The organism is Thioalkalivibrio sp. ALJ24, assembly GCF_000377785.1.
In the GTDB taxonomy this organism is placed as follows: Bacteria; Pseudomonadota; Gammaproteobacteria; order Ectothiorhodospirales; family Ectothiorhodospiraceae; genus Thioalkalivibrio.
Genome location: NZ_KB898731.1, coordinates 24,800 through 47,343 on the forward strand (window position 1 = coordinate 24,800; position 22,544 = coordinate 47,343).

Sequence of the window (22,544 nt, forward strand, 5' to 3'; positions counted from 1 at the left end):
GCATGAAGTTCGAAATCCGCGCGACGGGGCCGCTGCCCGTGCTTCCGGCCATTGCGCATCAAGCACGAAACGTTACCTGACGCATGGGTACGGCACAACAACCCCGCCAGGCCGACATCCTGGTGATCGGCAGCGGCGCGGCGGGACTGAGCGCGGCCCTGCATCTGGCCCCGCGCCTGCGGGTCATCGTACTCAGCAAGGGGCCGGTGGACGAGGGGGCGACGCGCTACGCGCAGGGCGGCATCTCCGCGGTGCTGGACCGCGAAGACTCCTTCGATGCCCACATCGACGACACCATCGATGCCGGCGCCGGGCTGTGCGACGCCGACGCGGTGCGCCGCAGCGTGGCCGCCGGTCCCGGGGCGATCCAGTGGCTGCTCAACCTGGGGGTGCCGTTCACCCGCGAGGCCTTCGAGGGCCGCAGCCGCCTGCACCTGACCCGCGAGGGCGGCCACAGCGCGCGGCGCGTGGCGCATGCGGCCGATGCCACCGGCCGCGCAATCGAAGATGCGCTGGTGCGCAGCACCGGCGACACCGCCAGCATCGACGTGCTCGAACGCCACGTGGCGGTGGACCTGATCACCTCGCGGGTGGACGGCGTGCGCCGGGTCATCGGGGCCTACGTGCAGGACACCGCGACCCGCGAGGTGCAGACGGTGATGGCGCCCACGGTGATCATGGCCACCGGCGGCGCCAGCCGCGTCTATCTCTACAGCTCCAACCCCGACGGCGCCACCGGTGACGGCATCGCGATGGCCTGGCGCGCCGGCTGCCGGGTCGCGAACATGGAGTTCATGCAGTTCCACCCCACCTGTCTCTATCACCCGCAGGCCAAGTCATTCCTGATCTCCGAGGCGGTGCGCGGCGAGGGAGGCCTGCTGAAGCTGCCGGACGGCGAGCGCTTCATGCCGCGTTTCGACGAACGCGCCGAGCTGGCCCCGCGCGACATCGTGGCGCGCGCGGTGGACCACGAGATGAAGCGCCTGGGCATCGACCATGTCTGCCTCGACATCAGTCACAAGCCGGCGGACTTCATCCGCAGCCATTTCCCCACCATCCACGAGCGCTGTCTGGAATACGGCTTCGACATGACCCGCGAGCCGCTGCCGGTGGTGCCCGCCGCGCACTACACCTGCGGCGGGGTGATGGTGAACGCCTTCGGCCAGACCGACCTGCCGGGGCTGTACGCCGCCGGCGAGGTGTCCTGCACCGGGCTGCACGGGGCCAACCGCATGGCCAGCAACTCGCTGCTGGAATGCCTGGTCTATGCCCGCGCGGCGGCCGAACATATCCTGTCGCAGACCGACCGGCTCACCCCCGAGGCACTGCCGGTGCCGGCCGCCTGGGACGAGTCCCGGGTGACCGAGTCGGAGGAAGAGGTGGTGGTGGCGCACGACTGGGACGAGCTGCGCCGCCTGATGTGGGACTACGTCGGGATCGTGCGTACCCGCAGCCGGCTGCAGCGCGCCCAGCGCCGGATCCGCATCCTGCAGGAGGAGATCCACGAGTATTACAGCCATTACCGCATCTCGCCCGACCTGATCGAGCTGCGCAACCTCGGCACCGTGGCCGAGATCATCGTGCAGAGCGCGCTGACGCGACGCGAGAGCCGCGGCCTGCATTACCTGCTGGACCACCCCGAACGCGATCCGGAGCTGGACGGCATCCCGACCGTGCTGGTGCCGCCCTCGCCCGCCGGTCAGCTGGCGGGACGGGCCGCCGGCGGCAACTGAATGAACTGCTCGCGATAGTGACGCAGCTCGTCGATGGAATCGCGGATGTCCTGCAGGGCCTGGTGCGAGGCATTCTTCGACAGCCCCTGCAGCACGTCCGGCGCCCAGCGCCGCGCCAGCTCCTTGAGCGTCGACACGTCCAGGTTGCGGTAATGGAACCACGCCTCCAGCTCCGGCATGCAGCGGGCGAGGAAACGGCGGTCCTGACAGATGGAATTGCCGCACATCGGCGACTGCCCCTTCGGCACCCAGCTCGACAGGAACTCCACGGTCTCGCGCTCGGCCGCCGCCTCGTCGCGGTCGCTGTGGCGCACCCGCTCCAGCAGGCCGGACTCGCCATGGGTGCGCTGGTTCCAGGCATCCAGGCCGTCCAGTACGTCCGGCGACTGAAACACCGCGATCACCGGACCCTCGGCGAGGATCTCCAGGTGCTTGTCGGTCACGATGGTCGCGACCTCGATGATCCGGTCGGTCCGGGGATCGAGGCCGGTCATTTCGAGATCGATCCAGATCAGGTTTTCCGCGTTCGCCGTCATCGTCTCTCCTCTGCCACGCCCGGTGGTACCGCATGATGGCGCGTGGCAGTCTATCATCATGGGCACGGGCCCCGGGGAACCCGTTGCCATCAAGGTTCCCGAATGCCCCGGCAACCCATTCAAAGGAGTTTCCCATGCGACAGATCACCACCGCCCTGGCCACGCTGACCCTGGCCGGAGGCATGGCCACCACCGCCCATGCCGACGAGATCAGCATGGGTCAGGACCTGCACGACAACAACTGCGTCAGCTGCCACGCCGACATGCACGGTGGCGACGGCTCCGGGATCTACACCCGCGAAGACCGCCTGGTGGGCGATCTCGACGAACTGGTGGAGATGGTCCGTCGCTGCGACGCCAACGTCGGAACTGCATGGTTCGACGACGAGGTGGAGGCCGTGGTGGCCTTCCTCAACGATGAATACTACGGCTTCGACTGACGAGCACCCATGAGCGATCTGAAGACCCGTCACTGCCAGGCCTGTGAAGGCTTTACCGAACCGATGCCGCCCGAGGACGCGACCCGCACCCTCGGCCAGCTGCACGAATCCTGGGAACTCGGGGGCGATACGAAGGACATCCGGCGCGAATTCCGCTTCCGCAACTTCCACGAGACCATGGCCTTCGTGAACGCCGTGGCGTGGATCGCCCATGTCGAGGATCACCACCCGGACATGGAAGTCGGCTTCAACCGTTGCCGGGTCCAGTTTTCCACCCATGCGGTGGGCGGTCTGACCGAGAACGATTTCATCTGCGCCGCGCGCGTGGATGCCCTGCTCGACTGATCCCGATGTCCGTCTCCGCATGAACGGGCCCGCCCGGAAGCCGGGTGCTGCGGAACCCTTGTCCGCAGCGCCCCTGCCGGACCGCGCGCGGGTCGCCGCGCGTCTGAACCAGCGCGCCGACCTCCTCGACGACCACGGTCATCTCCATCGCGTCCAGTTGCAGCGCCGCACCGGAGATCTGGTCTGCGGCGACCGGGTGGAGACCGACGGCCGGCGCATTCTGCGCCGCGAGCCGCGCCGCAACGCCCTGGTTCGGCGCGACGGCTTCGGCCGGCGCAAGACCATCGCCGCCGGGGTGGACCGGGTATGGATCGTGGTCGCCGCCCGGCCGGCCCCGTCCCGCTTCCTGATCGACCGCTTTCTGGTCGCGATCCACAACCTGCCGGCCGAACCCCGGCTGCTGTTCAACAAATGCGAGCTCGATCCCGAGGGCCCGCACCGGCTCGACCGGCAATACGGCCACCTGGGCCTGCAGGCCCTGCCGGTCAGCGTGCACGAGGGGATCGGACTGGATGCGCTGGCGGAGGCCGCCGCGGGGGGCAGCAACATCCTGGTCGGCCAGTCCGGCACCGGCAAGTCGTCACTGATCGATGCGCTGCTGCGCCGCGACGGCCATGCACCGGAGCGGGCGCTGGAGACTGCGAGCCTGGGACACAGCGGCGAGGGCCGCCATACCACGACCGCGGCCCGTTGGTACCCGCTGTCCGGAGGCGGCGCATGGATCGATTCGCCGGGGGTAAGAGATTTCACGCCGGAGCTGGACGACCCCGAAAACCTGATCCGGGGTTTCCCCGACATCGCCCGCTACGCCGATGCCTGCCGCTTTCGCGACTGCCATCATGCGGCGGAACCGGGCTGCGCGGTGCGCGAAGCGGTGGCTGCGGGAGAGCTCCCGCAGGAACGGCTGCTGGCCTGGGAAGAACTCGGGCGCGAGATCGAGTCCGCCCGCTGACGCGCGGCCGCCGCGACCCGGCGCCCGGGCCACGGGCGATCAGAACGTCAGGCCCATCTCCACGCCAAAGACCGACGAGGATCCGGAACCACCGGACTCGGGGCGCATGCCCTCGAACTCCAGACGGTCTTCCATCCAGCCGTCGGTGGAATCCAGCGAGTAGTCATCGTAGAACAGGCTCATCGACAGCTCGCTGTCGTTACCCAGGCGCAGGCTGCCGTCCAGGCTCAGGTAACTGGCCCCGCGGGTACGATCGCGCGGCTGCGGACTGACACCGGCCGCGTCATCCCGCGACGTTCCCGCCAGCGGCTGGCGCATGCCGACGCGCAGCTGGCTGTCGAAGCCGCCGGACTCGAAGGTCGGCCCGAAGCTGAAGTCGGTGAAATAGGACGTGGAGGCGGCGTCCTCACGCATGCGCCCCGGCTCGTGGCGTGACTCCATGCCGAAACCGAGATCCACGCCGTAGCCCAGACCACCGGAACCGAGCCGGTGACGGAACCCGCCGGCCGCCTCGAACCGATCGCCCAGACCGGTCACGTCATCGGCCGGCCGCGATACCGCGTCGGCGTCAAGGGTCAAACTGTAGCGCGGATCCCGTGTGCTGCCGGACAGATCATCGACTCCGTCCAGCCGGGTTACGTCACCCGGCGAAGCGGACGGGCCGCCACCCAGCTCGAGGGTCTGGGTCAGGGAGTAGCGCGTGGTCTCGTCCCCTGCCGCGGCCGTCACGGGCAAGCCACAGACGGCCAGCACCAGCGCCGGAACCAGCCGCCGACTAACCCGCGCGCACGCGCCCCCGGAAGCCATCCCGCCTCCCTGTGCCTGCGTCGCCCATTGCTGGTGTCCGCGATGTTTCACGCCCGTTCTCCCGTGGCCGTCGAGCCTGATGGCGGGCCCGATGGCGGGCCCGTTAGCCCGGAGGCCAGGCGAGGGCCCGACCTCCAAGCAGGTGCATATGTATATGGTAGACCGTTTGACCGCCCTGCTGGTTGCAGTTCATCACGGTTCGATATCCCGCCTCGGCGAAACCGCGCTCGGCCGCGATCTCCGCCGCCACCCGCGCCATGTTCCCCACCGTTTCCGCATCTTCGGCGGTCAGATCGTTCAGGGTCGCGATATGCCGCCGCGGGATGATCAGCACATGGTGCGGTGCCTGCGGATGCAGATCCTCGAAGGCGATCACGTCGTCGGTCTCGCGGACGATCGTGGCCGGGATCTCGCCGGCCACGATCTTGCAGAAGATACAGTCTTCCATGGAGCCTCCACCGCGCCCGGGCGGCGCGATTTATATCAGTAATCGCGGCGCCCTGACAAGGCGTGAGCCAGGGTTCCCGCGTCGGTGTATTCCAGTTCGCCCCCGCTGGGGATGCCCTGGGCGATGCGCGTGGCGCGGATCCCCAGCCGTCCGGCCATCTCGGCGAGGTAATGGGCGGTCACCTCCCCCTCCACCGAGGTGTTGGTCGCGAGGATCAGCTCGCCGGTGCCCTGCTCGCGCAGGCGCTCCTCCAGCCGGTCGAGCCCCAGCTCTTCCGGGCCGATCCCGTCCAGCGGCGACAGCCGGCCCAGCAATACGTGAAAGCGGCCGTTGAAGTCGGTCGCCGCCTCGATCGCCATCACGTCGCCGGGACTCTCGACCACGCACAGCACCTGATCGTCGCGATCGGGGTCCAGGCAGCGCTCGCAGGTCTCGGCCGAGGTCAACGTGCGGCAGACCGAACAGTGGCCGATGTTCTCGACCGCGGCATCCACCGCCCGCGCCAGGCGCCGCGCGCCCTCGCGGTCGCGTTCCAGCAGGTGCAACGCCATGCGTCGCGCCGACTTGCCGCCCACCCCGGGCAGACAACGCAGCGCCTGCACCAGATCGTCGAGTTCGGTATCCACCGCGGTGCGGCTCAGAACGGCAGCTTCATGCCCGCCGGCAGGCCCATGCCGCTGGTCAGCTCGCTCATGCGTTCCTGGCTGGTGGACTCGACCTTGTGCACGGCGTCGTTGATGGCCGCGGCCACCAGATCCTCGATCATGTCGGGATCATCCTGGAAAAGGCTCGGGTCGATGCGCACCTTGCGCGCCTCGTGCTTGCCGGTCAGGGTCACGCTGACCAGCCCGCCACCGGCCTGGCCCTCGACCTCCATCTCGGCCAGTTCGGCCTGCACGCGCTGCATCTCCTCCTGCATCTTCTGGGCCTGCTTCATCATGTTGCCCATGCCGCCTTTCATCATTTTCGGTTCTCCTGGCCCGCTGCTCCGGGCTCCTGATTGGGTGTCGAATCATCATCGCGCAGGCGCACCGGGCCGAGTTCGGCCCCGAATCGTTCGTTCAGCGCCTGCACCACCGGATCCTGCCGCATGGCGGATTCGGCCTCAGCCTGACGCGCCTCGGCATCCGCCGCAAGACGTGCCGCCGGGGTGTCGCCACCGGCTTCCGTCCGATCCACGATCTCCAGGCGCACGCCGCGTCCGAGGTGTTCCTCCAGCGCGCGGGACAGCCGTTCCCGGGCCCGGTCGGTACACATCATGCGGTAATCCGCCGGCACCGCGATGGTCAGCCGTTCGGCATCCAGCGCGCGGAACTCGGCCTGCAGCGCCAGCTCGCGCGCGGTACCGGCAGGCAGGCTCGCGGCAAAGGCGTGCCAGTCGAATTCGCCCTCGGACACCGGACCGGCTTTCGCCTCCCGCCGCGGTTGCGCGGCAGGCGCCGGATCGGGGGCCGGGCGGGCCGCGTCCGCCGCATCGGGTCCGCCGGGCTTCTCCGGGGGCACGGAGTTCGAGCCCGGACGCGGCTCGCGTACCGCGCCGGTCTCTCCGGCATCCGCCCCGTGCGTGGAAGGCGGACTCGCCCGATCCGGCTCCGGGGCATCGGCAACGGGCGCGGCACGGGACGCGGGCGCGGCCTGCGCCGCCGGGCCCCGGCTCGCGATATTCGCGGCGTTCGCGGGTCGCCCGGCCGCCCCGTCCCCGGCGGTTCCGGTAGATGCAGTACCCGACACGGGTTCCGGCGCCCCGTCCGGACGGAAGGCCAGCAGCCGCAGCAGGGTCATCTCCACGCCCATGCGCGGCTCCGGTGCATACGGCAGGTCCCGCACCCCGTGCACCAGGATCTGGTAAGCCAGCTGGATCGTTTCCGGGTCCTCGCGACCGGCGGCCTCGCGCGCCCAGTCGAGCCCGGCCTCGCCGTGATCGGCTATCTCGCCGGCCACCTGCAATACCGCAACGCGATGGAGCAGCGCGGCCAGCTCGTCCAGCAGGCGCGACCAGTCCGGCCCCAGGGTGTCCAGTTCGGCCAGTCCGTGGACCAGCGCCGCGCCGTCCCCGGCGAACACCGCATCCAGCAGACCGGTCAGCCGGGTGCGCGGCAGCAGCCCGAGCATGTCGCAGGTGGCCGCCTCGCTCAGACCGTCGCCGCCGAACGCGATCGCCTGGTCGGTCAGGCTGAGGGCATCGCGCATCGAACCCTCTGCGGCCTCGGCCAGACGCAACAGCGCGCCCGGCTCGGCCTGCACGTTTTCGGCCTCCAGCACGCCGGTCAGGTATTCGGCGATCAGCGGCGCCGGCATCGGCTTGAGGTTGAACTGGAGACAGCGCGACAGCACCGTAACCGGCAGCTTCTGCGGGTCGGTGGTGGCCAGCAGGAACTTCACATGTTCCGGCGGCTCTTCCAGGGTCTTCAGCAGGGCGTTGAAGCTCTTTTCCGACAGCATGTGCACCTCGTCGATGAGGTACACCTTGAAGCGGCCGGTGGTGGGGGCGTAGGACACGTTGTCCAGCAGCTCGCGGGTATCGTCCACCCGGGTGCGCGACGCGGCGTCCACCTCGATCAGATCCAGGTGCCGCCCCTCGGCGATCTCCACGCAGGAGCGGCATTCCCCGCAGGGTTCGGCGGTGATGCCGGTCTCGCAGTTGAAGCAGCGCGCGAGGATGCGCGCGACGGTGGTCTTGCCCACCCCGCGGGTGCCGGCGAACAGATAGGCATGATGCAGGCGCTCGCCGGACAGCGCGTTGGTCAGCGCGCGTACCACGTGCGGCTGACCGACGAGATCCTCGAAACGTGCGGGCCGCCACTTGCGGGCCAGAACCTGGTGACTCATGCCTCTCCCATGTACGGAGCAGTCGCCGCGGCCCCACCGGAAAGCAAAACGGGAAGGGAGGTGGCCCGCACCCGCCACACCCCGGCGCCCGACGCAGTTGCTACCGTTGCTCCCTTCCGGGCCTGGCGGGGTTCACAACCTGTCGTCGCGAGGGGACTGATACGGACCACCATAACGCTGTGAGCCGCACGAACCATCGACGCGCGACCGAACCCGAAAGGATCGGGGTTTCGGGCACGCGCGTCAACCACGCCCCGGAACCGGTCTTGTGCCACGCGCCGGCGGCGCACACCACCGCGGAGCCTCGCCACGCCGCGTCCGCAGCGGTAGAATCGGGCGACTCAGCAGCGTCCCGGGACGCCCATGTCCGCAACCTTCGCGCAGTTCTTCCACGCCCTTCCCGATGCCGTGTACATCATCGACCCGGCGACCTCCCGTATCGTCGACGGCAACGAGAAGGCCCACGCCAGTCTCGGGCTGTCCCGCGAACAGCTGCTGGCGCAGTCGGTGATGTCCCTGCAGACCGGGGTGCAGGGCATGCCGGCATGGAGCGAGATCGCCGAGGTGATTCGCAGCCAGGCGCCCTATCGTTTCATCGGGGAGCACCGCCATGCGGACGGGTCGGCGGTCCCGGTTGAGATTCTGACCTCGGTGCAATACATCGACGGACAGGAGTATTTCGTTTCGGTCGCACGGGAGATCCGCGAACGCGGCTGTTCAGCGGACGAGGACGCCGGACGCGAACGCTGGCAGGTCCTGCACGACATCGCCGAGGGGGTCTGGGACTGGTACCCACAGGAGGGCCGACTGGTGTTCAGCCCCAACCTGAAATCCCTGCTGGGCTACGGACCGGACGAGATGCGCGAGGTACTAGACACCTGGAAGGACAACGTGCACCCGGACGACCGGCCGCTGGTCCTGACCAAGCTGGAGGACCATCTGGCCGGGCGCCGCCATATGTTTCAGGCCGAATACCGGCTGCGCAACCGCAACGGTCATTATGTGTGGGTGTCGGATCGCGGCCGCATCGTCCTGCGCGATGAGGGCGGCGAACCACTGCGGGTCTGCGGGATGATTCACGACGTGACCGATGCCAAGGCTCAGGAACTTTTCCTGCAGCAGAAGGCCGACCATTGCCCCCTGACCGGCCTGCTCAACCGCCGGCGCGGCCAGGAACGCTTCGACGAGGCGTTGCGCGGCTGCAAGCGCGAAGGGCGCCCGCTGACCGCGCTGGTGGCGGACCTCGATCACTTCAAGACGATCAATGACCGCTTCGGCCATCAGGCGGGGGATCTGGTGCTGGAACGCTTCGGCGACTGCATCCGGGACGTGCTGCCGCGCAATGCGATCACCATGCGCTGGGGTGGCGAGGAATTCGTGGTGGTCCTGCCGGACTGCGACCGTATGGGCGGGGAGACGCGAGCGGAGCGCCTGCGCGCCGCGGTAGCACGGGCCCACTGGCCGGCACCTCTGGAGGGATACCGGATCACCACCAGCATTGGTGTGGCGTCCTTCCCCGAGGATGCGGACAGCTCCGCACAGCTGACCTCCATCGCCGACCAGGCCCTGTACCGCGCCAAGCGGGCCGGCCGCAACCGCGTAACTCTGGCGCTGCCGGCCTGAACGCGTAGCGACCCGAAGACCGATAGATTAAAGCTAACCATATATTAGAAAACAAAGACTGGATTTATCTATCGCCCGCCCATAGTCTGGCAAGCGTCGCCGGTGATCACACCGGCCGGACATTTCCATCACCGTACGAATACACGGATCAGAACAGGAGAGAGAACCCATGGAACTCGAGAATCGCGAAGGTCAGCGCGTCCCGGAAGTCACCTTCCGCTGCCGCAAGGACAACGACTGGAACGACGTCCGCAGCGCGGACATCTTCAATGGCCGCAACGTGGTGGTGTTCGCCCTGCCGGGCGCCTTCACCCCGACCTGCTCCTCGGCCCATGTGCCGCGCTACAACGAGCTGGCGCCGGTGCTGAAGAAGCACGGCATCGACGAGGTCGTGTGCATCTCGGTCAATGACGGCTTCGTGATGGAAGCCTGGCAGGCCGATCAGGAGGCCGACCGCATCACCTTCCTGGCGGACGGCAACGGCGAGTTCACCGAACAGATGGGCATGCTGGTGGACAAGAGCGACCTGGGCTTCGGCGAGCGCTCCTGGCGCTACTCGATGCTGGTGCGCGACGGCGTGATCGTGAAGCAGTTCATCGAGCCGGATGAGCCGGGCGACCCCTTTGTGGTCTCCGACGCCGACACCATGCTGTCGTACGTGGCGCCGGATGCGGCCTGCCCCGAGGACGTGGTGGTGTTCACCAAGCCGGGCTGCCCCTACTGCGCGAGCGCCAAGCAGATGCTGGAGGACGCCGACCTGGATTACGAGGAGATCGTGCTGGGCCGAGACGCCAGCCTGCGCAGCCTGCGCGCCGCCACCGGTGCGATGACCGTGCCCCAGGTGTTCGTCGGCGGCCACCGCATCGGCGGCTCCGAAGAACTGGAGCAGTGGATCCACCGCGAGCGTCAGGCGGCGTGATCCGGGATCCGGGGCGGGCATAGCCCGCCCCGGCCACCACGGGTGGCCATCCGTGTCCGCAGGGCGCCCCCCGCGGACCTGCGGACACGGATGGCGAACCCCGGCGTCCGCTTGCGAGTGCTCGCCGGGCCAGACTTCAAATCCGACTTGCAAAGAACAGGAAAAGAACATGGAACACTACGACATCATCGTGATCGGCGGCGGCAGCGGCGGCCTGGCGGTAGCCGAACGCGCCGCGCCCCATGGCGCCCGCGTCGCCGTGTTCGACCCGAAGCCGCTGGGCGGGACCTGCGTGAACGAGGGCTGCGTGCCGAAAAAGCTCACCTGGTACGCCGCGGAACACATGAGCCAGGCCCGCCAGGCCGGCGAATTTGCCGTGGACGTGGACATCCGGGGCATTCGCTATGGCGAGCTGGCCGAGCGCCGGCAAAAGCTGCTCGGCAACCTGAACGACTTCTGGGCCGGGCACCTGGAAAAGCTGGGCGTGACCCACATCGCCGAGCGCGCCCGACTGAACGGAAGAGATCGGGTGATCAGTGAAAGCGGCACCGAATACCGGGCCGACCGCATCGTGCTGGCCATGGGCGGCGCGCCGGTGGTGCCGCCGCTGGAGGGCGCCGAACTGGGCGCGACCTCGGACGACTTCTTCCAGTGGACCGAACTGCCGGAGTCCATCGCGGTGATCGGGGCCGGCTACATCGGCCTGGAGATGGCCGGGATGCTGCGCTCCATGGGCGTCAGGACCGACGTGGTCGCGATGGAGGATCGCGTGCTGGAGATGTTCGACCCCGCCATCAGCCAGGCCCTGGACCAGCACATGGAGCACCAGGGCATCAACCGCCATCTCGGGGTGAAGGTGGCCGGGCTGGGCGGCGAGCCGGGCGCGGTCACCGTGAAGCTGGAAGGCGGCGAAGAACTCGGCCCCTACGAGCAGGTGCTGTGGGCCGTTGGCCGCAAGCCGGCCACCGCGGACATGGGGCTGGAAGAGGCCGGTGTGGAGATTGGTCCCGGCGGCACCATCCCGGTGGATGAATGGCAGGCGACCGGCGTCGAGGGGATCTACGCGCTGGGCGACATCATCGGCAAGGCACCGCTGACCCCGGTGGCGATCGCCGCCGGGCGCCGTCTGGCCGAGCACTGGTACGCCCCCGAAAACGACCCGGTGCCGGTGGACTACGAACAGATCCCCACGGTGACCTTCACCCACCCGACCGCCGGCATGGTCGGTCTGACCGAACCGCAGGCGATGGAACGCCACGGCGACTCGGTGCGGGTCTACGAGACCAGCTTCGGTGGCCTCGACCGGGCCTTTGCGGAAGGCGAAGTGCCGCCGGTGGTGATGAAGCTGGTGTGCGCCGGCGACGACGAAAAGGTGGTCGGCATCCACATGATCGGCCCCCATGTGGACGAGATGCTGCAGGGCTTTGCGGTCGCGGTGCACATGGGTGCGACCAAGCGCGACCTCGACCTGACCATCCCGCTGCATCCGACCAGCGCCGAGGAGCTGGTGACCCTCAAGCAGGGCCGCCCCGGCCGTGCGGAGGGGCTCGCCGAAGCCGCCTGAATCGCCGCGCGGCCCCGCGCGAGCCCCCAGACGGTGCGGCTGTGGCATACTCCACGCCACAGCCACGCCGCTCGGAGTGCGTCTCTTGGCTACCCGCACGGACGTCGAACAATTCCTCGAGAAGCTGCGCAGCGACCTGGACCGCCAGCTGATGGACATCCCCACCCTGCCGGATGTGTCCGTACAGGCGCTGTTCATCGTCCACGACGACAACAGCACGATCGCGGATCTGGTCAACCTGATCTCACGTGACACCGCACTGGCCTCGCGCCTGGTGCGCCAGGCCAACAGCCCTGCCTACCGCGGACTGCACCGCTGCTCCACCATCCATGCCGCGGTCACCCGTCTGGGCATGGAGCGGGTACGCCAGGTCGTGGTGACCCATTCTATGAAGGATGTCTTCCAGACCGGCAACGAGGCGATCCGCGAGCGCATGGAGCAGCTATGGGACCACAGCCTCGAGGTCGCGATCCTCTGCTACCTTCTGGCGCGCCGGCAGCGCCACCTGGATCCCGACGTCGCGCTGCTCGCCGGTCTGGTCCACGACATCGGCGCGGTACCCATCCTGCGCCGCGCGGAAAAGATCCCGGTCATCTACGAAGACCCGCGCGCGGTCCAGGCGGCGATCGATGCGGCCCACGTGGCAATGGGCCGGGCGATGCTCAAGAGCTGGAACTTTGACCCGGAGATCGTGCGCGCGGTGGGCGAACACGAGAAGGTCCGCCAGGACCCCGGCGACCATGAGCCGGTCTCCTACACCGACATCCTGCAGGCCGCGAACATTGAATCCTACGGCGGCACCGGCCATCGCCTGGCCGCGATCGACCGCAGGGAGGTCCCGGCCTTTCGCCGTCTCACCGGCGACCCCGAGCGGCTGACCCTGGACTGGGACACCGACGAGGCCGGCCTGAAGCACGTGAATCAGATCTTCGAGTAGGCCCGCTTCGCGCGCACGGCGCGTTGCGTATCACTCCCACTCGATGGTGGCGGGGGGCTTGCCGGAGATGTCGTAGGTGACGCGCGAAATGCCGGGGATCTCGTTGATGATGCGGCGCGAGACGTGGTCGAGGAACTCGTACGGCAGGTGCGCCCAGCGCGCGGTCATGAAGTCGATGGTCTCCACGGCGCGCAGCGCGACCACATAGTCGTAGCGCCGGCCGTCGCCCATCACCCCCACCGACTTCACCGGCAGGAACACCGCGAACGCCTGCGAGGTCCGGTCATAAAGATCGGCCTTGCGCAGTTCTTCGATGAAGATCGCATCCGCCCGGCGCAGCAGATCGGCGTATTCCTTCTTCACCTCGCCGAGGATGCGCACGCCCAGGCCCGGCCCGGGGAACGGGTGACGGTAGACCATTTCGGTGGGCAGACCCAGTTCCACGCCGATCTTGCGCACCTCGTCCTTGAACAGTTCGCGCAGCGGCTCGACCAGGCCGAGTTTCATGTTCTCCGGCAGGCCGCCCACGTTGTGGTGCGACTTGATCACATGGGCCTTGCCGGTCTTGGAGTCGGCCGACTCGATCACGTCGGGGTAGATCGTGCCCTGGGCCAGCCACTGCACGTTTTGCAGCTTGCCGGCCTCCTCGTCGAACACGTCGATGAACAGCCCGCCGATGATCTTGCGCTTGGCCTCCGGATCCTCGACCCCGGCCAGCGCGCGCATGAAGCGGTCCTCGGCATCGACGCGGATCACATTCACGCCCATGTGGCGGGCGAAGGTCGCCATCACCTGGTCGCCCTCGCCCTCGCGCAGCAGTCCGGTGTCCACGAACACGCAGGTCAGCTGGTCGCCAATCGCCTTGTGCAGCAGCGCGCCCACCACCGAGGAGTCCACCCCGCCGGAAAGGCCCAGCACCACGTGGTCGTCGCCGACCTGCTCGCGCACCCGCGCGGCCATGTCCTCGATGATGTTGTCCGCGGTCCACAGCGCCTCGCAGCCGCAGATCTCGTAGATGAAGCGTTCGAGGATCCGCTGCCCCTGGGTGGTGTGAGTGACCTCGGGGTGAAACTGCACGCCGTAGAAGCCGCGGTCCGGATCGGCCATGCCGGCGATCGGCGCGGAGTCGGTGGAGGCCATCAGGCGAAAGCCCTCCGGCAGCTCGGTCACGTGGTCGCCGTGCGACATCCAGACGTCCAGCAGACCCCAGCCCTCGGGCGTGGTGTGATCCTCGATGTCCCGCAGCAGCGGGGTGTGGCCGCGCGCGCGCACCTGGGCATAGCCGAACTCGCGGCGTTCGGACGGCTCGACCCGGCCGCCCAGCTGTGCGGCCATGGTCTGCATGCCGTAGCAGATGCCCAGCACCGGCGCGCCCAGCTCGAACACCACGTCCTCGGCACGCGGTGGTGCCTCGACGTTCACCGACTCCGGCCCGCCGGACAGGATGATGCCGGTGGGGTTGAACGCGCGGATGTCCTCCGCCGGCATGTCCCAGGCATGCACCTCGGAATAGACTCCGGCCTCGCGCACCCGGCGGGCGATCAGCTGGGTGTACTGGGAACCGAAGTCCAGTACCAGAATACGGTGAGCGTGCAGATCCTGGGTCATGAGATCATCCGCTGCCCCGGCCGGGCGGCCGGGGTCTGTGTCGGGGATCCGGCCGGCGGGCCGGATCAGTCCATGCGATAGTTCGGGGCTTCCTTGGTGATCGCCACGTCGTGCACGTGACTCTCGCGCATGCCGGCGGCGGTCACCCGCACGAACTGCGGCTTGCTGCGCATCTCGGCGATGTCCTGGGCGCCGACATAGCCCATCGAGGAGCGAAGGCCGCCCATCAGCTGATAGATGATGGCGACGATCGAACCCTTGTACGGCACGCGGCCCTCGATGCCCTCGGGCACGAACTTGTCGGCCGGGGCGTTCGGGTCCTGGAAGTAGCGGTCGGAGGAGCCCTGCTGCATCGCGCCCAGCGAGCCCATGCCGCGGTAGATCTTGTAGGAGCGCCCCTGGTAGAGCTCGACCTCGCCCGGCGCCTCCTCGGTGCCCGCGAACATCGAGCCCAGCATCACGCAATGGGCGCCAGCGGCGATCGCCTTGGCGAGATCCCCGGAGAAGCGCACGCCGCCATCGGCGATCAGCGGGACATCGGTCCCCTCCAGCGCCCCGGCCACCTCGGAGATCGCGGTGATCTGCGGTACGCCAACCCCGGCCACCACGCGGGTGGTGCAGATCGAGCCCGGGCCGATACCGACCTTCACTCCGTCGGCGCCGGCGGCCACCAGGTCCTTCGCCGCATCGGCGGTGGCGATGTTGCCGCCCACCACCTGCACGTCCGGATAGTGCTTCTTCACCCAGGCGACGCGGTCGAGCACGCCCTGCGAGTGGCCATGCGCGGTATCCACCACGACCAGGTCCACCCCGGCCTCCACCAGCGCGGCCACGCGCTCGTCGGTGCCCTCGCCCACGCCCACGGCCGCGCCCACACGCAGGCGTCCGCGCTCGTCCTTGCTGGCATACGGGTGTTCGGTGGACTTCTGGATGTCCTTCACGGTGATCATGCCACGCAGCTCGAAGGCGTCGTTGACCACCAGCACCTTCTCGATGCGGTGCTTGTGCAGCAGGCTCAGTACCTCTTCGCGGCTGGCGCCCTCGCGCACGGTGACCAGGCGGTCGCGCGGGGTCATGATCTCGGAGACCGGGGCCTCCATGCGGGTCTCGAAGCGCAGGTCGCGCGAGGTCACGATGCCGCGCAGGTCGTTGCCGTCCACCACCGGCACGCCGGAGATGTGGCTGTCCCGGGTCAGCCGTACCACGTCGCCGATGGAAGCGTCGGGGCCGACGGTGATCGGCTCGCTGATCACCCCGCTTTCGTATTTCTTGACCTGCCACACCTCGCGGGCCTGGGCCGCGACCGACATGTTCTTGTGCACGATGCCGATACCGCCCTCCTGCGCCATCGCGATGGCCAGACTGGCCTCGGTGACGGTGTCCATGGCCGCGGAGACCAGCGGCGCGCTGAGGGTGATGCCGCGACTGATCCGGGTGGAGATATCGACGTCGCGCGGGATGACGTTCGAGTGCCCGGGAATCAGCAGCACGTCATCGAAGGTCAGGGCTTCACCGAGTATCCGCATGCACCACTCCAGACAGGGCCCGGGGACCGGGAGGAAATAGCCGGACAGTATAGGATCCGGGGCTTGACGGGTAAAGGCGGATCGGGCAGGCGCGTCGCATCCGGCGCGCTGCGAAGTTACCCTTGTATCTCTGCATTCCAAAGGGCCCAGACATGTCATCCACGTCCCGTCTTGCCGGCCGCCGCCGGTTCCTGCTCCGCATCCTGCCAGCGAGCGCCCTGCTGGCGACCGCCCCCGCCGGCGCCGACTGGTGGGGCCGCGCGCGCGATGCTTTCGGCGGCCTGACCGGCAACGGTGAAAGTGACGACCTCAGCCAGGGCGAGCGTATCGACGCCCTGCGCGAGGCGCTGTCCATCGCCACCCGCAACGCCACCGCCGAACTGGGCCGGTACAACGGCTTCTGGGGCAACCCCGAAGTGCGCATTCCTTTGCCCGGGCTGGTGCAGACCACGCGCGACACCCTCGACCGCTTCGGTGCAGCGGGCCCGGTCGACGACCTGCACGAACGCATGAACCGGGCCGCCGAGGACGCCGCCCCGCAGGCCCGCGAGCTGTTTCTGGATGCGATCGACGACCTGACCCTGGACGAGGCCCGCGAGATCATCCAGGGCCCCGACGATGCCGCGACCCGCCACTTCGAGACCCGCATGAGCGACCCGCTGGCCGCGCGCATGGAACCGGTCATCGACGAGGCCCTGCGCGAATCGGGGGCCATCAGCGCCTACAACGACCTGCTGGCCGAGGCCGAGGATATCCCGTTTGTCGCCGACATCGCCTTCGACCCGGTGGACCATGTACTGGGCTACGCCATGACCGGTCTGTTCGACACCCTGGCCGAGGAAGAGGCGCAGCTGCGCGCCGACCCGGTCGGGCGCGGCACCGAACTGCTGGAACGTGTGTTCGGAGGCGGCGAATGAATGATTCCGCCGCGGTCCTGACCGTGGCCCAGCTGAACCAGTGCGCGGACGGACTGCTGCGCGACGGCCTGGGCTCGGTGCGGGTCGAGGGCGAGGTGTCCAACCTGCGCCGCTACCCGTCGGGCCACCAGTACTTCTCGCTGAAGGACGAGAACGCCAGCGTCAACTGCGTGCTGTTTCGCGGCAACGCCCGACGCGCGGCGCCCTTCGCGGACGGCGACGCGGTGCAGGTGGGCGGGCGCGCGGGCATCTACCCTGCCCGCGGCCAGTTCCAGATCGTGGTCGAGCGGCTCGAACCCGCCGGCGAGGGCCGGCTGCTGGCCGCCTTCCAGCGGCTGAAGAAGCAGCTTGAGGCCGAGGGCCTGTTCGACCCCGCGCGCAAGCAGTCGCTGCCGGCCCGGACCCATCGCCTGGGCGTGATCACCTCGGCCCAGGGCGATGTCCGCCACGACATCGAACGCACGCTGGCGCGCCGGTTTCCGCTGCTGCTCCCGATCACGCTGTATCCCGTTGCGGTCCAGGGCGCCGCGGCGGCCGAGCAGATCGTCGCCGCCCTGCAGCGTGCGGGCGAGGAACGCGCGGTGGACGTGCTCCTGCTGGCCCGCGGCGGCGGTTCTCTGGAAGACCTGCAGGCCTTCAACGAGGAGGATGTGGCGCGCGCGATCGCCGCCTGTCCGATCCCCGTGGTGACCGGCGTGGGCCACGAAAGCGACGTGACCATCGCCGATTTCGTCGCCGACCTGCGCGCATCCACCCCCACCGCGGCGGCCGAGGCGGTCAGCCCCGACGGCCCTGCCCTGCGCCAGCAGCTCAACGAGCTGCGCGCACGCCTGGAGCAGCGCCTGGCGCGCCGCATCCACGAGGATCGCGCGCGCCTGGAAGGTCTCGCCGGCCGCCTGCAGCGGCGCCATCCGCGGCAGATCCTGGAACGCAACCTCCAGCGCCTCGACGAGCAGCGCGAACGCCTGCAACGCGCCGGGCGGCTGCGTCTGGAACGCGCGGAACAGCGCCTGCAGCGCGCCCGCCTGCGCCTCGCCGGGGCCTCTCCCGGGGCGCGGCTGAACCACGCCCGCCTGCGCCTGGAACACCTGCGCCAGCGGCTGCAGCAGGTACGCCCCGACCGCGATCTGGCGACCCGGCGCGAACGCCTGCACCGCCTGGATCAGCGCCTGCGCAGCGCGACGCAGCGCCAGCTGGATGCACGCCGGCGCCAGTTCGAGGCGAGCCGGCGCCAGCTGCACGCGCTGGATCCCACCGCGGTACTGCGCCGCGGCTACGCCATCCTGTCCACCGAGGACGGCGGACTGCTGCGGGATGCCGCCGACGTGACCCGCGGAGACGCGGTTTCCGCCCGCCTGGCAAGTGGCCACGTCGACCTGACAGTGGTCCGCAGCCACCCCACAACGGAAGCCCCGGAATGAGCCCGCACCCCGAAAAGCCCCGCGACCCGTTCGTCCGCGGGCCCGCCGAACCCGACCCCGCCAAGCTGGAGCACGAGGTAAGCGCCGCGCTGGAGGAGGACCTCGGACCCGGCGGGCTGGCCGCCGACGTGACCGCGGCGCTGGTCCCGGCCGGGCGGCATGCGCGCGCCTCGCTGTGGCTGCGCGAGGACGCCGTCATCTGCGGCCAGCCCTGGGCGGAACGCGTGTTTGCCCGCCTGGACCCCGACCTGCGCATCGAATGGGCCGTCGCCGAGGGCGAGACCTGCGCGGCCGATACGCGGATCGCCCGCATCGAGGGGCCGGCCCGCGCGCTGCTGGCCGGCGAGCGCGCCGCCCTCAACCTGCTGCAGACCCTGTCCGGCACCGCCACCGAGACCGCGCGCTGGGTGGCGCGCCTGCAGGACCACCATGCACGCATCCTCGATACCCGCAAGACCCTGCCCGGCCTGCGCCACGCGCAGAAGTACGCGGTGCGCATCGGCGGCGGCCACAACCACCGCCTGGGCCTGTGGGACGCGGTGCTGATCAAGGAAAACCACATCGCCGCCTGCGGCTCCATCGCCGCCGCGGTGCAGCAGGCGCGCACGCTGGGCGCCGGGCGCTGGGTGGAGGTGGAGACCGAAAATCTGGAGGAGGTCGACCGGGCGCTGGCCGCCGGGGCCGACGTGATCATGCTGGACGAGCTGGAATCCGCAGATCGCGCCGAGGCAGTGCGGCGCATCCGCGGGCGTGCGATCTCCGAGGCCTCCGGCGGGGTGTCTGCCGCAACCCTGCTGGAAGTCGCCGACTCGGGGGTGGACTACATCTCGGTGGGGGCGCTGACCAAGCACCTGCGGGCGGTGGACCTGTCGCTGCGTCTCGACAGCGACGCCTGACGCCCTACCACCACTTCTCGTATTTGAGCTGCGCCTCGGGGATGCCCCACTCGCCAAGGAGCGTGGCCATGTCCTCGATGAACTCGCGCGAGCCGCAGAAATAGAACAGCGCGTCGCGCGGCAGCTCCAGCGACTCCAGCAACGAATGCGAGATCCGCCCGGTATGCCCCAGCCAGTCCTCCGCCTCGCGGGTTACGGTCAGGGTCACGTCGATGTTGTCGGCCTGCGCCAGGCGCTCCAGCTCCTCGGGGAAGAGCACCTCGTCCTGACGCGCCACGCTGTAGACCAGGTGCGCATTCACCTCGGGCGCCGACTGGTGCACATAGCGCAGGATGCTGAACAGCGGGGTCACCCCGATGCCAGCCCCCAGCAGCACCACGTTGTCGGCCATGCCACGCTCGAAGAAGAAATCCCCCTGCCCCGGCGTGATGTAGACGGTGTCGCCCTCGCGCGCCGCGGTGTGCAGATGGTGGGTGGCCGCATGGTGATCGGCGTACTTGATGGCCAGCTCCAGGCGGCCGTCATCGCGCGGCGCGGAGACCACCGAATAGCCGCCGACGAAGGGCTTGGCATCGCCCTGCGGGATCACCAGGTCCAGCCACTGGCCGGCCCGCGACACGAAGCGCTGCGGGTCCGCCGCCAGCGTGAAGCTGCGGATCAGCGGGGTCACCTGCTCGATGCGCTCGATGCGCGCGGGCATGAAGTGATCGGGCAACGAATCCAGGCCGTGTTCCATGCGGGTTCCTTTATCTCGGGACGGATGCCCGGCTTTTCAGGGATTATTCGGGGGGGTTGATTCGGGATCGCCGCGCAGCTGGCGACGGGCCTGCTGATACAGGGTCTCCTGCTGGGCGAAATCGAGCGCGGACAACGACTGCCCCCGGCCTTCGGCCAGGGCCTCCATGCGCCGGTAGCGGGCCTCGAACTTGCGGGTACTGCCGCGCAGCGCGCCCTCCGGATCCACGCCCAGATGGCGCGCCCAGTTGGACACCGCGAACAGCACGTCGCCGACCTCTTCGGCCACCGCGTCCGGATCGGCACCGGCGGCGACCGCTTCGTTCACCTCGGCCATCTCCTCGTGGATCTTGTCGACCACCGGGCCGGCATCGTCCCAGTCGAAGCCGTCACGCGCGGCCCGCCGCTGGGTCTTGACCGCGCGGGCCAGCGACGGCAGAGCCAGCGGGATGTCGTCCATTGCGCTGGCATGGCCCCGCTGCTCGCGGGAGGCGGCCTTGTCGGCCTCCCAGGCCGCCTCGCGTTCGGCATCGTCACCGAAGGCGTGGCCGGCAAACACGTGCGGATGGCGCCGCACCAGCTTGTCGGCGATCCCGCGGGCGACGTCATCCAGATCGAAGCGCCCGGCTTCCTCGGCGATGCGCGCCTGGAAGACCACCTGAAACAGCAGGTCCCCGAGTTCTTCCCGCAGCTCGGCGGTGGCGGCCGCGTCGCCGGCATCCCGCGCCACGGCGTCGGCCAGCTCATAGGCCTCTTCGAGGGTGTGCGGGACAATGCTCGCGGCGGTCTGTGCGCGGTCCCAGGCGCAGCCGTGCTCGGGGTCGCGCAGCTGCGCCATGATCGCACGCAGCCGGGCCATCGGATCGGATTCGCTCATGCCAAGGCAGTGTACGGGTGGCCTGCCCCCGGCGCCAACGACTCCGTACGAGCGACCGGGAGAATCGTCGCGAACATCCCTGCGCTCAGGCCGGGTTCAGGCGCGGATGGGTCTCCTCGCCCCACCACCAGACCAGGGCCCCGGACAGGAACATCGCGATCACCACGAACCAGAAGCCCCATTCCACCGAGCCGCCCAGGTGCGCGACGATGCCCAGCCCCAGCGCCCCGATGCCGTAGCCCAGATCGCGCCAGAAGCGGTAGGTGCCGATCGCCGATCCGCGCCAGTTGGGATGCGCGATGTCCGCGACCGCCGCGCTCAGGTTGGGATACAGAAGGGCCATGCCGAAGCCGGTGACCACCGCGGCGAACGACCACCAGATGACCCCGGAACCGAGCAGGGTCAGCCCCACCCCGGCGCCGCAGATCCACATGCCCCAGACGATGGGCTTCATGCGGCCGATGTGGTCGGACAGACGGCCGGTGAAGAACTGCGAGCCACCCCAGACGAAGCCATAGATGCCGACGATCCAGCCGATCGCGGCCAGACCGAGGCCCTGCTGGTACAGGAACACCGGATAGAAGACCCACACCAGCGCGTCCACGAACTTCTCCACCAGCCCGGCCTGACTGAACGCCGCCATGCGCCGGTCGCGCCAGGACATCAGGGTAAACACCTGCCAGGTCGTGGGCGCATCGGGGATGTTCTGCGGATAGCGCGCCACCGGGCCGTCGTTGCGACCGGCCGCATGGCGGGCCCCCTCGGCCTTCGCCCAGTCAATGGTCTCGCGCACCAGCAGGAAGGTCATCGCGATCGCCAGCGCGATCACCACCAGGCCAAAGACCAGCAGGCCGACGCGCGGACCGAGGGCGGACGCCATGTACCCGGTCACGATGCCGGCCACGGCCACGCCGACGTAGCCGGAGAACTCGTTCATGCCCATGGTGAAGCCGCGCTCGTCGGCCCGGGTGATGTCCATCTTGGCGGTCTGCGTCATCGACCAGGCCAGACCCTGGTTCACGCCCAGCAGCACCGTGGCCGCGACGATCCAGCCCCAGGTCGGGGCGTACAGGATCATGAACGGGATCGGGATGGCGGACAGCCAGCCCAGCAGCAGGACATTCTTGCGCCCCATGCGCTCGGACAGCCGGCCGGCGACGAAATTGAGCGCGCCCTTCACGATACCGAAGGCCACCACGAAGGCCGTCAGCAGCATGAACGAGCCCTCGGCCACGCCGAACTCGTCCTCGGCCAGCGCCGGGATGACCGTGCGCATCATGCCGATGGTCAGGCCGACGAAGAACACCTGGATCAGCTGCTGGCTGAACTGCCCGAGGTTCTCGCGGATCCCGTGCGTGATGTGATCGTAGGCCTCGGCGGCCCTGTGCTTGTCCATGTTCCGGTTTCCTCTGGGAATGCGTTGTCTCGCGG

General features: G+C 69.1%; 22 protein-coding genes and 1 other RNA gene. 11 read left to right on the plus strand and 12 right to left on the minus strand.

Translation table 11 applies throughout. The features are described from left to right. Positions 1–83 precede the first annotated feature (83 nt). Positions 84–1,733, plus strand: a complete 1,650-nt coding sequence (gene nadB, locus D571_RS0110920; RefSeq protein ID WP_018936727.1) for an L-aspartate oxidase — start codon at positions 84–86, stop codon at positions 1,731–1,733. On the opposite strand, the gene orn is transcribed toward nadB, so the two are convergent. After that, positions 1,700–2,269 (minus strand): oligoribonuclease, encoded by a 570-nt coding sequence (orn, locus tag D571_RS0110925; RefSeq protein WP_018936728.1) that lies wholly within the window; start codon positions 2,267–2,269, stop codon positions 1,700–1,702. The genes nadB and orn overlap by 34 nt on opposite strands. 134 nt (positions 2,270–2,403) lie before the next feature. On the opposite strand from orn, the gene D571_RS0110930 reads away from it, so the two are divergent. From D571_RS0110930 to rsgA, 3 genes are read left to right on the plus strand one after another with little or no spacing between them, the layout of a single operon-like run. Beyond that, complete coding sequence (locus D571_RS0110930) at positions 2,404–2,709, plus strand: cytochrome c (RefSeq protein WP_018936729.1); 306 nt, start codon at positions 2,404–2,406, stop codon at positions 2,707–2,709. A gap of 9 nt (positions 2,710–2,718) precedes the next feature. Then, positions 2,719–3,054, plus strand: coding sequence for a 4a-hydroxytetrahydrobiopterin dehydratase (locus D571_RS0110935; protein WP_018936730.1), 336 nt, complete (start codon positions 2,719–2,721; stop codon positions 3,052–3,054). Between the two features lie 19 nt (positions 3,055–3,073). Then, complete coding sequence (gene rsgA / locus D571_RS0110940) at positions 3,074–4,006, plus strand: ribosome small subunit-dependent GTPase A (RefSeq protein ID WP_026287799.1); 933 nt, start codon at positions 3,074–3,076, stop codon at positions 4,004–4,006. A 39-nt stretch (positions 4,007–4,045) separates the two neighbouring features. Here the strand turns inward: rsgA and D571_RS0110945 are convergent, their stop codons facing one another. From D571_RS0110945 to ffs, 6 genes are all read right to left on the minus strand, one after another. After that, complete coding sequence (locus tag D571_RS0110945; RefSeq protein WP_018936732.1) at positions 4,046–4,813, minus strand: hypothetical protein; 768 nt, start codon at positions 4,811–4,813, stop codon at positions 4,046–4,048. A 103-nt stretch (positions 4,814–4,916) separates the two neighbouring features. Then, positions 4,917–5,261, minus strand: a complete 345-nt coding sequence (locus D571_RS0110950; RefSeq protein ID WP_018936733.1) for a histidine triad nucleotide-binding protein — start codon at positions 5,259–5,261, stop codon at positions 4,917–4,919. Positions 5,262–5,296: 35 nt separating this feature from the next. Further along, positions 5,297–5,887: a recombination mediator RecR gene (gene recR, locus D571_RS0110955; protein ID WP_018936734.1), complete on the minus strand. Its 591-nt coding sequence runs from the start codon at positions 5,885–5,887 to the stop codon at positions 5,297–5,299. Positions 5,888–5,898: 11 nt separating this feature from the next. Further along, a complete protein-coding gene (locus D571_RS0110960; RefSeq protein WP_018936735.1) occupies positions 5,899–6,225 on the minus strand; it encodes a YbaB/EbfC family nucleoid-associated protein in 327 nt (108 codons plus the stop codon). Further along, entirely contained in the window at positions 6,222–8,090 is a 1,869-nt protein-coding gene (gene dnaX / locus D571_RS0110965) for a DNA polymerase III subunit gamma/tau (protein WP_018936736.1), read from the minus strand. The genes D571_RS0110960 and dnaX overlap by 4 nt, the downstream gene beginning before the upstream one ends. Before the next feature lie 65 nt (positions 8,091–8,155). Next, positions 8,156–8,252: signal recognition particle sRNA small type (gene ffs / locus D571_RS14150), an RNA gene on the minus strand. 201 nt (positions 8,253–8,453) lie between these two features. On the opposite strand from ffs, the gene D571_RS0110970 reads away from it, so the two are divergent. The 4 genes from D571_RS0110970 (at position 8,454) to D571_RS0110985 (ending at position 13,133) form a co-directional block, all read left to right on the plus strand. Beyond that, positions 8,454–9,713, plus strand: a complete 1,260-nt coding sequence (locus D571_RS0110970) for a diguanylate cyclase (protein WP_018936737.1) — start codon at positions 8,454–8,456, stop codon at positions 9,711–9,713. A gap of 169 nt (positions 9,714–9,882) precedes the next feature. Continuing rightward, entirely contained in the window at positions 9,883–10,632 is a 750-nt protein-coding gene (locus D571_RS0110975) for a glutathione peroxidase (protein WP_018936738.1), read from the plus strand. A 169-nt stretch (positions 10,633–10,801) separates the two neighbouring features. Continuing rightward, positions 10,802–12,196: a glutathione-disulfide reductase gene (gorA, locus tag D571_RS0110980; RefSeq protein ID WP_018936739.1), complete on the plus strand. Its 1,395-nt coding sequence runs from the start codon at positions 10,802–10,804 to the stop codon at positions 12,194–12,196. Positions 12,197–12,281: 85 nt separating this feature from the next. Then, positions 12,282–13,133: an HDOD domain-containing protein gene (locus tag D571_RS0110985; protein WP_018936740.1), complete on the plus strand. Its 852-nt coding sequence runs from the start codon at positions 12,282–12,284 to the stop codon at positions 13,131–13,133. 30 nt (positions 13,134–13,163) lie between these two features. Here D571_RS0110985 and guaA read toward each other — a convergent pair whose 3' ends face one another. After that, the gene (gene guaA, locus D571_RS0110990; RefSeq protein ID WP_018936741.1) at positions 13,164–14,741 is read right to left on the minus strand and encodes a glutamine-hydrolyzing GMP synthase; all 1,578 of its coding nucleotides are present in this window, start codon (positions 14,739–14,741) and stop codon (positions 13,164–13,166) included. Between the two features lie 65 nt (positions 14,742–14,806). Beyond that, on the minus strand, positions 14,807–16,267 hold the full coding sequence (gene guaB, locus D571_RS0110995; RefSeq protein ID WP_018936742.1) for an IMP dehydrogenase: 1,461 nt from the start codon (positions 16,265–16,267) through the stop codon (positions 14,807–14,809). Positions 16,268–16,419: 152 nt separating this feature from the next. On the opposite strand from guaB, the gene D571_RS0111000 reads away from it, so the two are divergent. Genes D571_RS0111000 through nadC form a run of 3 tightly spaced genes read left to right on the plus strand, consistent with a single transcriptional unit; the run spans position 16,420 to position 19,501 of the window. Beyond that, positions 16,420–17,184 (plus strand): DUF4197 domain-containing protein, encoded by a 765-nt coding sequence (locus D571_RS0111000; RefSeq protein ID WP_018936743.1) that lies wholly within the window; start codon positions 16,420–16,422, stop codon positions 17,182–17,184. Continuing rightward, positions 17,181–18,605 carry an exodeoxyribonuclease VII large subunit gene (gene xseA / locus D571_RS0111005; RefSeq protein WP_018936744.1) on the plus strand — a complete coding sequence of 475 codons (1,425 nt, stop codon included), beginning with the start codon at positions 17,181–17,183 and terminating at the stop codon, positions 18,603–18,605. Before D571_RS0111000 ends, xseA begins: the two co-directional genes overlap by 4 nt. Further along, complete coding sequence (nadC, locus tag D571_RS0111010; protein ID WP_018936745.1) at positions 18,602–19,501, plus strand: carboxylating nicotinate-nucleotide diphosphorylase; 900 nt, start codon at positions 18,602–18,604, stop codon at positions 19,499–19,501. Before xseA ends, nadC begins: the two co-directional genes overlap by 4 nt. A gap of 4 nt (positions 19,502–19,505) precedes the next feature. Here nadC and D571_RS0111015 read toward each other — a convergent pair whose 3' ends face one another. The 3 genes from D571_RS0111015 to D571_RS0111025 form a co-directional block, all read right to left on the minus strand. Continuing rightward, positions 19,506–20,237, minus strand: a complete 732-nt coding sequence (locus D571_RS0111015; RefSeq protein WP_018936746.1) for a ferredoxin--NADP reductase — start codon at positions 20,235–20,237, stop codon at positions 19,506–19,508. A 36-nt stretch (positions 20,238–20,273) separates the two neighbouring features. Next, positions 20,274–21,113 carry a nucleoside triphosphate pyrophosphohydrolase gene (gene mazG, locus D571_RS0111020; RefSeq protein ID WP_018936747.1) on the minus strand — a complete coding sequence of 280 codons (840 nt, stop codon included), beginning with the start codon at positions 21,111–21,113 and terminating at the stop codon, positions 20,274–20,276. Positions 21,114–21,198: 85 nt separating this feature from the next. Then, on the minus strand, positions 21,199–22,509 hold the full coding sequence (locus D571_RS0111025) for an MFS transporter (protein WP_018936748.1): 1,311 nt from the start codon (positions 22,507–22,509) through the stop codon (positions 21,199–21,201). Positions 22,510–22,544 lie beyond the last annotated feature (35 nt).

Coding starts and splice junctions, on each gene's coding strand:
- mazG (WP_018936747.1), bottom strand. CDS start 21,113: ATGAGCGAATCCGATCCGATGGCCCGGCTGCGTGCGATCATGGCGCAG.
- D571_RS0110975 (WP_018936738.1), top strand. CDS start 9,883: ATGGAACTCGAGAATCGCGAAGGTCAGCGCGTCCCGGAAGTCACCTTC.
- xseA (WP_018936744.1), top strand. CDS start 17,181: ATGAATGATTCCGCCGCGGTCCTGACCGTGGCCCAGCTGAACCAGTGC.
- nadC (WP_018936745.1), top strand. CDS start 18,602: ATGAGCCCGCACCCCGAAAAGCCCCGCGACCCGTTCGTCCGCGGGCCC.
- D571_RS0111015 (WP_018936746.1), bottom strand. CDS start 20,237: ATGGAACACGGCCTGGATTCGTTGCCCGATCACTTCATGCCCGCGCGC.
- D571_RS0110950 (WP_018936733.1), bottom strand. CDS start 5,261: ATGGAAGACTGTATCTTCTGCAAGATCGTGGCCGGCGAGATCCCGGCC.
- D571_RS0110970 (WP_018936737.1), top strand. CDS start 8,454: ATGTCCGCAACCTTCGCGCAGTTCTTCCACGCCCTTCCCGATGCCGTG.
- D571_RS0110930 (WP_018936729.1), top strand. CDS start 2,404: ATGCGACAGATCACCACCGCCCTGGCCACGCTGACCCTGGCCGGAGGC.
- D571_RS0111025 (WP_018936748.1), bottom strand. CDS start 22,509: ATGGACAAGCACAGGGCCGCCGAGGCCTACGATCACATCACGCACGGG.
- D571_RS0110935 (WP_018936730.1), top strand. CDS start 2,719: ATGAGCGATCTGAAGACCCGTCACTGCCAGGCCTGTGAAGGCTTTACC.
- gorA (WP_018936739.1), top strand. CDS start 10,802: ATGGAACACTACGACATCATCGTGATCGGCGGCGGCAGCGGCGGCCTG.
- guaA (WP_018936741.1), bottom strand. CDS start 14,741: ATGACCCAGGATCTGCACGCTCACCGTATTCTGGTACTGGACTTCGGT.
- dnaX (WP_018936736.1), bottom strand. CDS start 8,090: ATGAGTCACCAGGTTCTGGCCCGCAAGTGGCGGCCCGCACGTTTCGAG.
- guaB (WP_018936742.1), bottom strand. CDS start 16,267: ATGCGGATACTCGGTGAAGCCCTGACCTTCGATGACGTGCTGCTGATT.
- D571_RS0110960 (WP_018936735.1), bottom strand. CDS start 6,225: ATGATGAAAGGCGGCATGGGCAACATGATGAAGCAGGCCCAGAAGATG.
- D571_RS0111000 (WP_018936743.1), top strand. CDS start 16,420: ATGTCATCCACGTCCCGTCTTGCCGGCCGCCGCCGGTTCCTGCTCCGC.
- orn (WP_018936728.1), bottom strand. CDS start 2,269: ATGACGGCGAACGCGGAAAACCTGATCTGGATCGATCTCGAAATGACC.
- D571_RS0110945 (WP_018936732.1), bottom strand. CDS start 4,813: ATGGCTTCCGGGGGCGCGTGCGCGCGGGTTAGTCGGCGGCTGGTTCCG.
- nadB (WP_018936727.1), top strand. CDS start 84: ATGGGTACGGCACAACAACCCCGCCAGGCCGACATCCTGGTGATCGGC.
- rsgA (WP_026287799.1), top strand. CDS start 3,074: ATGAACGGGCCCGCCCGGAAGCCGGGTGCTGCGGAACCCTTGTCCGCA.